This is a genomic window from Paenibacillus sp. JSM ZJ436, assembly GCF_044383795.1.
GTDB classification, from domain to species: Bacteria; Bacillota; Bacilli; order Paenibacillales; family Paenibacillaceae; genus Paenibacillus_AQ; species Paenibacillus_AQ algicola.
Genome location: NZ_JBISEO010000017.1, coordinates 1 through 11,858, shown reverse-complemented (window position 1 = coordinate 11,858; position 11,858 = coordinate 1). Strand labels below are relative to the sequence as shown.

Here is an 11,858-nt window from a genome sequence, read left to right as displayed (position 1 = left end):
ACAATTGTACTGTGGCGCCTGGCGCCGGATTTGGAGATTTAAAGGAGTGACGGTTTTGGAAAGCCATACTTCCGAACTATGGCAGCAAATCTTATCGATCATACAAACCAAGCTGAGCAAGCCGAGCTTTGACACTTGGTTTAAAGCCACCAAAGCAATGACGCTGAACGATCACTCCGTCATCATCTCCGCCCCAACCACCTTTGCGGTGGAATGGCTGGAAAGCAGATACACCAAGCTGGTCAGCACAACGGTGTATGAAGTGCTGGGCAAGGAGGTGGATGTACGCTTTGTGATTGAGGAGGTCAAGTCGGCGGAGCCTGCACCACAGCAGCCGGCACCGGCTATGCAGGTGTCCAGCGATGAGATCCAGTCGCATATGCTGAACCAGAAATACACGTTTGATACCTTTGTCATCGGCTCGGGGAACCGTTTTGCCCATGCTGCCTCACTGGCTGTCGCGGAAGCGCCGGCGAAGGCGTACAATCCTCTTTTTCTATACGGGGGAGTAGGGCTGGGGAAGACCCATCTGATGCATGCGATCGGACATTATATTCTGGAGCACAATCCAAGCAGTAAGGTGGTATACATCTCCTCCGAGAAGTTTACCAACGAGTTCATCAACTCCATCCGGGACAACCGGGCGGAGAGCTTCCGCAACAAATACCGCAACGTCGATATTTTGCTTATTGACGATATTCAGTTTCTGGCGGGGAAGGAATCGACCCAGGAGGAATTTTTCCATACGTTTAACGCGCTGCATGAGGAACGGAAGCAGATTATTATTTCCAGTGACCGGCCGCCGAAGGAAATTCCGACACTGGAGGAACGGCTGCGCTCCCGCTTCGAATGGGGACTGATTACCGACATTCAGCCGCCGGATCTGGAGACCCGGATCGCCATCCTCCGCAAGAAGGCCAAGGCCGAGAACCTGGACATTCCGAATGAGGCGATGATGTACATTGCCAATCAGATTGATACGAACATCCGCGAGCTGGAAGGCGCGCTTATTCGCGTGGTTGCCTATTCCTCTCTGACGAATCAGGATGTCACGACCCATCTGGCTGCCGAAGCGCTGAAGGACATCATTCCTTCGAGCCGTCCTAGAATCATCACGATTCAGGACATCCAGCAGAAGGTTGGCGAGTACTATAATTTAAGGCTTGAGGATTTCAAGGCCCGCAAGAGAACTAAGGCTGTCGCATTTCCGCGGCAAATTGCCATGTACTTGTCCCGCGAGCTGACGGATTACTCCCTGCCCAAGATCGGAGAGGCTTTTGGCGGACGTGATCATACTACCGTCATCCATGCTCATGAGAAGATCACGCAGTCGATCAAGGCCGACCAGGAGCTCTTTAAAGTTATCAACAACATTACAGAGAAAATCAAAAACCCTACCTGAACAAGTCCAAAGCCTATGCACACTCTGTACACATGTGGATAGGCTTAATTTTATGGGGTTTATCGAGCTTATCCACATATTCAGTGCCCCTACTACTAATACTATTAATTAATAAAGATATATCCATAGAGAAGACGATGCTTTCCGGCAATGCTTAATCATCCGTGCTTCTTCAAATTGCTCAAGGAGTGAAACTATGAAAATCAGTATCCTCAAATCATTTTTGAACGAATCCATTCAACATGTATCCAAAGCCATTTCCAGCCGTACGACGATTCCGATTCTGAGCGGGATTAAGCTGGATGTGAACCGCCAGGGGGTTACCTTAACCGCGAGCGATACGGATATATCGATTCAATCCTTTATCCCGGCTGAGGATGAGAAGCAGACCATTGTGCAGGTGGACCAGCCCGGCAGTGTCGTGCTGCCTGCTAAATTTTTCGTGGAGATTATTAAGAAGCTGCCTTCTTCCGAGGTGCAGATGGAGGTTAAAGAGAACTTCCAGACCTTTATCTCTGCAGGTGCTACCGAAATTCAGATGGTTGGCCTGGACCCTGAAGAATTCCCGGTACTGCCAAGCATTGATGACAGCCAAAGTGTCTCTGTCCCTGGCGATCTGCTCAAAAATATGATCAAGCAGACCGTCTTCTCCATTTCCACACACGAGACGACACCGATTCTAACCGGCGTGCTCTGGAATTTGTCAGAGGGGGAGCTGAAGTTTACGGCAACGGACCGTCACCGCCTGGCTACCCGCTCTGCCAAGCTGGATGGCGTTGAGGAGATGAAATTGAACAATATCGTTATTGCAGGCAAAACGCTGAATGAGCTGAGCAAAATCGTGCCAGACCAGAACACCCTCGTTGATATTGTCGTTGCTGACAATCAGGTGCTGTTCAAAATCGATCGCGTGCTCTTTTACTCGCGTATTTTGGACGGGATTTACCCGGACACTACTAGAATTATTCCGACTACGCACAAAACAGAACTCATTCTTGACACCAAAAAGCTGAGCGAATCCATTGACCGTGCTTATTTGCTGTCCAAAGAGGAGAAAACAAATATTGTGCGCATGCAGACGATGGAGCATGGAGGCATTGAAATTTCATCGAGCTCCTCCGAGCTGGGGAAGGTTCGTGAAGAGCTAGAGCTGGCAGAATTCAAGGGCGAGCCTTTGAAAATCTCATTCAACTCCAAATATATGCTGGACGTGCTGAAGGTCGTTGAGAGCGAGCAGCTGATGATTGCCTTTACCGGTGTGATGAGCCCGATTATTCTGAAGCCTCTGGATGACAGCCGCAGCATGTATATCATCCTGCCGTACCGCACAACCAACTAAAAAGTTATCCCCAGATCAGCGGGACCGAAAGGATCAGACATGAAATTAATAACTATCCACAGTGAATATATTAAGCTGGATACATTTTTGAAGCTGGCGGATTGTGTATCCACAGGCGGCATGGCCAAGGCTCTTTTGCATGAGGGCATGGTGAAGGTAAACGGAGAGAGCGAGGAGCGCCGAGGGCGGAAGCTGTATCCGGGAGATCAGGTCGAGGTGGAGGATTGCGGAAGCTTCCAGGTCGCTGCACAATAAGAGGGAAGCTGCTAAACACCTAAATGCGGCGACAACAATAGGGAGTGAATCCGCTTGTTTGTGAAAAACATCCGTTTACAGCACTATCGCAACTATGAGCACCTGCATCTGGATTCCTTCGGAGACGTTAATTTAATCATCGGTCAAAATGCACAGGGCAAAACCAATCTGGTGGAAGCCCTGTTCGTTCTTGCCCTGAGCAAAAGCCACCGCACCTCCAAGGATAAGGAGCTGATCGCTTTTGATCAGAGCCATGCCCATATGGCCGCCGAGGTGGAGAAGAAATACGGCAGCCTGAAGCTGGAGCTGTCGCTTTCCACACAGGGGAAGAAGGCACGCATTAACGGGCTGGAGCAGCGGAAGCTGAGCGACTTTATCGGAACGCTGAATGTGGTTATGTTCGCTCCGGAGGATCTCGAAATTGTAAAAGGTACACCCGGCATCCGCCGCCGGTTTCTCGATATGGAGATCGGGCAGGTAACGCCAAGCTATCTGTTTCATCTGCAGCAATATCAGAAGGTGCTGCTGCAGCGCAACAATCTGCTGAAGAGCTTATGGGGGAAGGATGCCTCCCAGCAGGGGATGCTGGATATTTGGAATGCCCAGCTTGTTGAGCACGGTGTTAAAATTGTAAAGAAGAGGAAACAATTTATAAAAAAGCTGCAAAAGTGGGCGGAAAGCATCCATCAGGGGATTACGAACGGCCTGGAGGAGCTGCAGCTGCTATACCTGCCTTCGTTCTCCAATACGGAGGAAGAAGATGAAGCTGTCTTATTTGAGGCGTTTATGATAAAATTATCACAAGTGAAAGATCAGGAAATCAGACGCGGCATGACGCTGGCCGGTCCTCATCGAGACGACCTGGCCTTTTATATAAACGGCAAGGAAGTGCAGACGTATGGATCCCAGGGTCAGCAGCGGACAACCGCGCTGTCCCTTAAACTCGCGGAAATCGAGCTTATTCAGGAGGAGATCGGAGAGTATCCGGTGCTGCTGCTGGATGATGTGCTGTCGGAGCTGGATCCGTACCGTCAGACTCAGCTGATTGAAACCTTTCAAAGCAAAGTACAAACGTTCATAACGGCGACAGGCGTAGAGAGCCTCAATACTGATAAATTAAAGGATGCCCGTATTTATACGGTTCACAGTGGTCAGGTGGACCTTTAAGGAGTGAATTTCAATCTATATTCATTTGGGTGGCGAGAAGATTATCCGATCCTCCGAGCTGGTTGGCATCTTTGATGTTTCGATTGAGAAGTCCTCAAAGGTCTCCAAGCAGTTCATTACGCATGCCAAGCAAAACAAGGTGGTTGAGTTTATCGGCGAAGAGGATCCTAAATCCATTGTCGTGACCAAGGGCATCGTTTACTATTCTCCAATTTCCTCGGCTACGCTCAAGAAACGAGCAAACTTATTTATTGCGAACGCTTAACGATCGCTACTGGCTTAACAATCTGTAAAAGTAGGTGAAGGCATGTCTATGAATCAACCGGCTTATGATGAGAATCAGATTCAGGTGCTGGAAGGCTTGGAGGCCGTCCGCAAACGTCCGGGGATGTATATCGGATCCACCAGTGAGAAGGGGCTGCACCACCTGGTCTGGGAAGTGGTGGATAACAGCATTGATGAAGCGATGGCCGGCATCTGTGATGAGATCGAGGTTATCGTCCATAAGGATAACAGTATTACGGTCATTGATAACGGTCGCGGTATTCCGGTCGGTGAGAATGCCAAGCTGAAGAAATCCACGCTGGAGGTCGTCATGACAGTGCTCCATGCCGGGGGTAAATTCGGCGGCGGCGGCTACAAGGTGTCTGGCGGTCTGCACGGCGTCGGCGTCTCGGTCGTGAACGCCTTGTCGAGCAAGGTGGTCGTTAAGGTTAAACGCGATGGCCACGTGTATCAGCAGGAATACCATCGGGGTGTTCCGCAATATGATATTCAGGTGATCGGGGACAGTGATGAGCATGGCACCACCGTGACCTTCCTGCCGGATCCAGAGATTTTTACAGAAACGACAGAATACAATTACCAAACGCTGTTGACTCGCATCCGCGAGCTGGCCTTCCTGAACAAGGGCATTGCCCTTTCCTTGATGGATGAGCGCACGGGAGTCAGCAACCGGTTCAAATATGACGGCGGCATCATTGAGTACGTGAAATTTCTGAATGAGAACAAGCAGGCGCTGCATGAGGAGCCGATTTATGTAGAGGGCTCCCGCGACAATATTCAGGTTGAGGTGTCCCTGCAGTACAATGACAGCTACACCGAGAATATTTACTCCTTCGCCAACAACATCAACACGCATGAGGGCGGAACCCATGAATCTGGCTTCAAGAGCGCCCTCACCCGGATTATTAATGATTATGCCCGTAAAGCCGGCCTGATCAAGGACAACAGCGGCAATCTGACCGGAGACGATGTGCGTGAAGGCTTAACCGCGATTATCTCGGTCAAGATTCCGGAGCCGCAGTTTGAAGGCCAGACGAAGACGAAGCTGGGCAACAGTGAGGCGCGTGGCATCGTGGAATCCCTCTTCTCAGAGAAGCTGCAGGAATTCCTGCAGGAGAACCCGTCGGTATCCCGGCGGATCCTGGATAAAGCGCTGCAGGCCTCGCGAGCTCGTGAAGCAGCCCGTAAAGCGCGGGAGATGACGCGCCGCAAGAGCGCTCTGGAAGTCAGTGCATTGCCGGGCAAGCTGGCCGACTGCTCCTCCAAGGATGCTTCGATCAGTGAGCTGTACATCGTCGAAGGCGACTCCGCCGGCGGATCTGCCAAGCAGGGCAGAGACCGCCATTTCCAGGCTATTTTGCCGCTGCGGGGGAAGATTCTGAACGTCGAAAAGGCGAGGCTGGACCGTATCTTGTCCAATACCGAGATCCGGGCGATTATTACGGCACTTGGTACCGGCATTGGCGATGATTTCGACCTGGATAAAGCTCGTTACCACAAGATCATTATCATGACGGATGCTGACGTAGATGGAGCTCATATCCGTACTCTGCTGCTGACATTCTTCTACCGGTACATGCGCAAGATTGTCGAAGCGGGCTTCGTGTATATCGCACAGCCGCCGCTGTTTAAGGTGGAGCGCAACAAGGTGGTCCGTTATGCGGGCACGGAGCGGGAGCGGGATGAAATCATCGCCGGCTTCGGAGAGAACGCCAAGTTCAACGTTCAGCGCTATAAAGGTCTTGGTGAGATGAACGCAGCGCAGCTGTGGGAGACGACGATGGACCCTGAGAGCCGCACGATGCTTCAGGTTACGATTGAGGATGCCATTCTTGCGGACAGCATTTTTGATACCCTCATGGGGGATAATGTTGAGCCGCGGCGGGACTTCATTCAGGAGCATGCCAAATCTGTGCGTAACCTGGATATCTAGATATATGGTGTAATGAGCAAAGCGTGCCCTATCCGAAACGGAAAGCGGCACGCTTTTTTTGCGGCTTTAGAGCTTGCGGCGCCCGTAGGCAAGCGCGTATTTTTTGACCTTGCGGTAGATGGCTGGATTTTTAAAAAACTTCTTGAAAGGGAATAGCGCCGGCTTGGTGTTGACCTCCAAAATCCAAATGTGAAAGCGCTCGTCGATGGCGATGTCCAGCCCAATCTCCTTCAGATTGCGGTATTTCTTCTGTAGCTGCCCTGCAACCTGAACGCCCAGATCCTTCAGCTTACGGCGAAGCTGCTCGGCCTCCTCGGGATTCATATGGTCTTTCATCAGGCTTCTGAAGTGGGCGGTCGTGCCTCCGCTGTGATGGTTCGTGATGATTTTCTGGTGCGCGGCAACCCGGCCGATCATTCCGGTGCTTTCCCAGCTGCCGGATGGCGTTTGCTGCGTGAGCACCCGAAGATCGAAGGGACTTCCGTTCTTTTTCAGGAGTGTAATGCCCTTCTGAATGATATATTCCTTGCCTCCGCACAGATGGACTACAGCCCGGTGCAGTGCGTCGAGCTCTTTATACACTTCTGTTTTGGTTTCATAGCGAAGAAGGTAGTGAACGGCATTTGCGCTGGTATGCTCTTCAAGTAGGCCTGAAGCTTTTTCAACACACATGACGCCATTACCGTATGTCCCCTGATCTGGCTTGATATATACAAGGATGTGGGCGTCGAGCATATGCTGCAGCTCGTTGTAAGAGTAGATAGCCGTGTCCGGTACGTAGGAGGCCAGGCTTTTGTTAAGAAGCAGGATTTTTGTTTTGGCCCATTTGCTGGAAACGCGTTGTACAGTCAACCTTGCTCATTCCTTTCCGGTTTCATTGGGGTCAGGTCTCTTGAAAAGTCAGGACAAGGACTGCAAACAATGGTATAATATAAAGATGCGAAGATTTGCATTTCTTTTCGAAGAATTATTCAAATCCCTTGCTTTGCAGTGTATGTGAAGATGGATGCAGAAGGCAGGGCGTATCCCTAGCCTGAAGCCAAAATTACAGTTTTCATAGGCCGGAGTGCGTTGACGTTTAATTGTACTCTTTTTGTGAAAGTAATATAATTATGGGTATATGCAGACGTTTTCACGGTTACTTTTCTGCTTTTTTCACATAGATGAGGGCATGGTTGATAGGAAAATGAAGGAGGCCCAGCATGGCGGAAGAAAATTTCTCCCAAATTAAAGATCGTGACATCGGTACGGAAATGCGTGAATCCTTTATGGATTACGCGATGAGTATCATTGTCAGCCGGGCTCTGCCAGACGTGCGTGACGGACTGAAGCCGGTACACCGCCGTATTTTGTACGCGATGTCCGAGCTTGGCATGGCGCCCGATAAACCCTATAAGAAGTCCGCAAGAATTGTCGGTGAGGTCATTGGTAAGTATCATCCGCACGGTGATTCTGCGGTCTATGAATCCATGGTACGGATGGCTCAGGACTTCTCCATGCGCTATATGCTGGTCGACGGCCACGGTAACTTTGGCTCCATTGACGGAGATATGGCGGCTGCAATGCGTTATACCGAAGCCCGTCTGTCCAAGCTGGCAATGGAAATGCTGCGGGATATTAATAAAGAAACGATTGATTTTGCACCAAACTATGACGGAGAAGAACATGAACCGGTTGTGCTGCCGGCCCGCTATCCGAATCTGCTGGTCAACGGCGTATCGGGGATCGCGGTCGGAATGGCTACCAATATTCCACCGCATAATCTGGGTGAAGTCATCGACGGCGTTCAGGCACTGATCAAGAATCCGGACCTTACGCCGCTGGAGCTAATGGATTACATTCAGGGGCCGGATTTCCCAACCTCCGGTTATATCGTAGGGCGCGCCGGCATTCGCCAGGCTTACCAGACCGGCCGGGGCTCAGTGACGATGCGCGCGAAGGCTACCATTGAGGAGAACAACCACAAGGCCCGGATCGTGGTGCATGAGATTCCTTATCAGGTGAATAAGGCGCGGCTGGTGGAGAAGATTGCAGAGCTGGTGCGCGAGAAGCGGATTGACGGCATTACAGATCTGCGCGATGAGTCCGACCGTAACGGGATGCGTATTGTGATCGAGCTCAGACGCGATGTGAATCCTAACGTGGTGCTGAATAACTTGTATAAGCATACTGCGATGCAGTCTAATTTCGGTATCAACATGCTCGCGATCGTGAACAATGAGCCGAAGATCCTGAACCTGCGCGATGTGCTGCACCATTACCTGGATCATCAGGTGATCGTTATTCGCCGGCGTACAGAATTTGAATTAAGAAAAGCAGAAGCACGAGCTCATATTCTCGAAGGTCTCCGTATTGCGCTGGATCATCTGGATGAGGTTATTGCTTTAATCCGGGCTTCACAGACCACAGAGGCGGCACGCGAGGGCTTGATGGAGCGCTTTGGGCTTAGCCATGAGCAGTCTCAGGCCATCCTGGATATGCGTCTGCAGCGCCTGACAGGTCTCGAGCGTGAGAAGATCGAGAATGAATACCAGGAGCTGTTGACCAAGATTGCCGAGCTGAAAGAAATTTTGGCTAATGAATCTCTTGTGCTGCAGATCATCAGCGATGAGCTGGAAGAGATCAAGTCACGCTTTAATGATGACCGTCGCACAGAGATTATTGTGGGCGAGGATAGCATTTTGGATGAGGACCTGATTCCACGCGAAGAGGTTATCATTACGATCAGCCATACTGGCTATATCAAGCGTCTGCCTGCCAACACCTATCGGAGTCAGAAGCGCGGCGGCAAGGGCGTGGTCGGTATGGGGACGAAGAGCGAGGATTTCGTGGAGCACCTGTTCGGTACCAATTCGCACCACTATCTCATGTTCTTCACGGATAAGGGCAAGGCGTACCGCCTGAAGGCGTATGAGATTCCGGAGCTGAGCCGGACTGCACGCGGAACCCCGATCATCAACCTGATCCAGATTGAACAGGGAGAGACCATTAACGCTGTTATTCCGGTAGAGAGCTTTGAGAACAATGACTATCTGTTCTTTGCCACCCGTGAAGGTATCGTGAAAAAAACACCGCTCGAGGATTATGTGAACATCCGTAAGGGCGGATTGATCGCCATTAATCTGCGGGAAGAGGACTCTCTGATCGATGTGAAGCTGACTGACGGCCAGCAGGAGATCATTATGGGTACCGCACACGGGATGTCTATCCGCTTCGGAGAGAGTGACGTCAGATCCATGGGACGGAGTGCAACCGGAGTCAAGGGCATTACGCTGGGCGACGGGGATTCTGTCATCGGCATGGATGTGGTGGACAAGGAGCTGGATATCCTGATCGTTACGAGCAAGGGCTACGGCAAACGTACACCGGTCTCAGACTATCGTTCCCAGACCCGCGGCGGACGCGGCATCAAGACGATTAATGTAACGGAGAAGAACGGTCCTGTTGTCAGCCTGAAGGTCGTGAAATCGGAAGAGGACCTGATGGTGATTACCGCTAGCGGAACGATTATCCGTACAAGCATGGAGGGCATCTCTACCATGGGCAGATACACCCAAGGCGTCCGCTTGATTAACATTCGCGAGGATGACCATGTGGCGACCGTCTGCCGTGTAGATAAGAGCGAGGAGCCTGCTGAGGATGAGGATGAAGATGCTCCATTTGAAGGAGACGAGCCTTCGACTGAGCAGGATATGTAGGCAGCAAGAGAGGGGCATGGGTGCTGGAAGCATCCATGCTTTCTTTTTTTTACGTGAGATAAGCCTTGTGCAGATGGATCAGGTAGTAATATACTATGGATAAATAAGTAAAAATTTGTATACCAAGCGCAAGGAATCCGTTGACAGAACAGGTGGAGAGGTTTAATCATGACGATCAAATCCGTTAGTGATTTAAAAGCCGGAGTCAAATTAACCCAGGATGTACATACGCCTTTGGGCGGCCTTTTGATGCAGAAGGGGAAGATTTTGCTGCCCCGGGATCTGGACGTTCTCAAAGCATTTATGGTGCAGCAGGTCGATATTGAAGGTGCCGAGGGGGATGGCAACAAGATTCCGGCCGTAAAGACAGCAGGACAGAAGCCTTCGCTGCTGTTTGCTGACCCCGATGTGAGTCCAGAAGCCCAAGAGCAGTCCTTCAAGAAGGATCTGCCCCTGCATGAAGAATACGATAGAATGCTGACGCTGGTGAAATCCTGCTATCAATCCGCCATTGCTGGCGAGCTGCGCATCTATGAGGTCCGAAAGCAGATGGAGCATCTGATGGAGCACCAAAAAGAGTATGATGTTCTCAAATTTGCTCCACGCATGACCAATCGTAATGATTATCGATACCATAATGCGGTTCTGTGTGCGCTGTCTTCGTACAAGCTCGCCCAATGGCTGGGCCTCCCGTCGAAGGACTGGATTCAGGTCGCCTTTGCAGGACTGCTGCATGATATCGGAAACGTAAGGATTGATCCTCTGCTGCTGAACAAGCCGAACCGCCTTACCGGGGAAGAGAATGAGGAGATGCGCCGGCATACCACGTACGGCTATCAGATCCTCAAGAATGTAGCCGCTATTAATGAGGGCGTACGTCTTGCCGCGCTTCAGCACCATGAGAAAGTGGACGGTTCTGGCTATCCTCTGAAGCTGGACGGAAGCAAGATTCATATCTATTCCAAGATTGTGGCCGTGACTGACATTTTCCACGCGATGACGCTGGACAAGTTCTATGGCAGCGCGCAGTCCCCATACCTGGTCCTGGAGCAGATTCAGCTGGAGGCATTCGGCAAGCTGGATCCCGTCATTGTACAGACCTTTATTCAAAAGGTAACTGCACTGCATCATGGAACCAAGGTTAAGCTCAGCTCGCAAAAGGTAGGAGAGATTGTATTTACAGACAGCCAGCACCCCACACGTCCAATGGTATCTATTGAGGGACAGATCATAAATTTGATGCAGCAAAGGCAGCTCCATATTGAGGAAGTTATTTCCTGAGCTAACTAGGTTGACTCTAGCCGTGATGCTGTGATATATTATTTCTTGTCGCTTCGAGCGATGATGTTAATCACAGCATCCATCAAATTTAAAAAGCCTCAAAAAAGTGCTTGCTAAGTTGGTTGGAACGTGATATACTATAAAAGTTGCTGAGACGAGAGGTTGTCGGAGCGACAGAAACAGAATTGATCTTTGAAAACTGAACAACGAGTGAGTTAAAGCGATCTTGCCTTCGGGTGAGATCAACAATGAGATTTTATAATCTCGTCAGTTTTGAAATGAGCAATTGAACTCAACTTTCATGGAGAGTTTGATCCTGGCTCAGGACGAACGCTGGCGGCGTGCCTAATACATGCAAGTCGAGCGGAGTTGATGGAGTGCTTGCACTCCTGATGCTTAGCGGCGGACGGGTGAGTAACACGTAGGCAACCTGCCCTCAAGACTGGGATAACTACCGGAAACGGTAGCTAATACCGGATAGTTGATTTCGCTGCATAG

9 protein-coding genes and 1 rRNA gene are annotated in these 11,858 nt (G+C 50.6%); 9 read left to right on the top strand and 1 reads right to left on the bottom strand.

All coding sequences use genetic code 11. From position 1 onward, the window contains the following. Positions 1 to 55: 55 nt before the first annotated feature. The 6 genes from dnaA (at position 56) to gyrB (ending at position 6,381) form a co-directional block, all read left to right on the top strand. Positions 56 to 1,402, top strand: a complete 1,347-nt coding sequence (gene dnaA / locus ACH6EH_RS16880) for a chromosomal replication initiator protein DnaA (RefSeq protein ID WP_138223893.1) — start codon at positions 56 to 58, stop codon at positions 1,400 to 1,402. A 196-nt stretch (positions 1,403 to 1,598) separates the two neighbouring features. Then, a complete protein-coding gene (gene dnaN / locus ACH6EH_RS16875; protein ID WP_397333195.1) occupies positions 1,599 to 2,741 on the top strand; it encodes a DNA polymerase III subunit beta in 1,143 nt (380 codons plus the stop codon). A 39-nt stretch (positions 2,742 to 2,780) separates the two neighbouring features. Continuing rightward, positions 2,781 to 2,996, top strand: coding sequence for a S4 domain-containing protein YaaA (gene yaaA, locus ACH6EH_RS16870; protein WP_397333194.1), 216 nt, complete (start codon positions 2,781 to 2,783; stop codon positions 2,994 to 2,996). Positions 2,997 to 3,050: 54 nt separating this feature from the next. Beyond that, positions 3,051 to 4,163, top strand: a complete 1,113-nt coding sequence (gene recF, locus ACH6EH_RS16865) for a DNA replication/repair protein RecF (protein WP_397333193.1) — start codon at positions 3,051 to 3,053, stop codon at positions 4,161 to 4,163. Between the two features lie 13 nt (positions 4,164 to 4,176). Beyond that, positions 4,177 to 4,428, top strand: a complete 252-nt coding sequence (remB, locus tag ACH6EH_RS16860) for an extracellular matrix regulator RemB (protein ID WP_397333228.1) — start codon at positions 4,177 to 4,179, stop codon at positions 4,426 to 4,428. Between the two features lie 42 nt (positions 4,429 to 4,470). Next, complete coding sequence (gene gyrB, locus ACH6EH_RS16855) at positions 4,471 to 6,381, top strand: DNA topoisomerase (ATP-hydrolyzing) subunit B (protein WP_397333192.1); 1,911 nt, start codon at positions 4,471 to 4,473, stop codon at positions 6,379 to 6,381. A 66-nt stretch (positions 6,382 to 6,447) separates the two neighbouring features. Here the strand turns inward: gyrB and ACH6EH_RS16850 are convergent, their stop codons facing one another. Further along, a complete protein-coding gene (locus tag ACH6EH_RS16850) occupies positions 6,448 to 7,233 on the bottom strand; it encodes a YheC/YheD family protein (protein WP_397333191.1) in 786 nt (261 codons plus the stop codon). A gap of 350 nt (positions 7,234 to 7,583) precedes the next feature. Here ACH6EH_RS16850 and gyrA point away from each other — a divergent pair, with 350 nt between their 5' ends. From gyrA to ACH6EH_RS16835, 3 genes are all read left to right on the top strand, one after another. Beyond that, complete coding sequence (gene gyrA / locus ACH6EH_RS16845; RefSeq protein ID WP_397333190.1) at positions 7,584 to 10,079, top strand: DNA gyrase subunit A; 2,496 nt, start codon at positions 7,584 to 7,586, stop codon at positions 10,077 to 10,079. A 168-nt stretch (positions 10,080 to 10,247) separates the two neighbouring features. Then, positions 10,248 to 11,360, top strand: coding sequence for an HD-GYP domain-containing protein (locus tag ACH6EH_RS16840; protein ID WP_397333189.1), 1,113 nt, complete (start codon positions 10,248 to 10,250; stop codon positions 11,358 to 11,360). A gap of 298 nt (positions 11,361 to 11,658) precedes the next feature. Continuing rightward, a 16S ribosomal RNA gene (locus ACH6EH_RS16835) occupies positions 11,659 to 11,858 on the top strand; the annotation flags it as partial.

Bases quoted from the DNA above. Each gene is read 5' to 3' on its own strand.
- yaaA (WP_397333194.1), top strand. From the start codon at position 2,781: ATGAAATTAATAACTATCCACAGTGAATATATTAAGCTGGATACATTT.
- dnaN (WP_397333195.1), top strand. From the start codon at position 1,599: ATGAAAATCAGTATCCTCAAATCATTTTTGAACGAATCCATTCAACAT.
- ACH6EH_RS16840 (WP_397333189.1), top strand. From the start codon at position 10,248: ATGACGATCAAATCCGTTAGTGATTTAAAAGCCGGAGTCAAATTAACC.
- gyrB (WP_397333192.1), top strand. From the start codon at position 4,471: ATGTCTATGAATCAACCGGCTTATGATGAGAATCAGATTCAGGTGCTG.
- gyrA (WP_397333190.1), top strand. From the start codon at position 7,584: ATGGCGGAAGAAAATTTCTCCCAAATTAAAGATCGTGACATCGGTACG.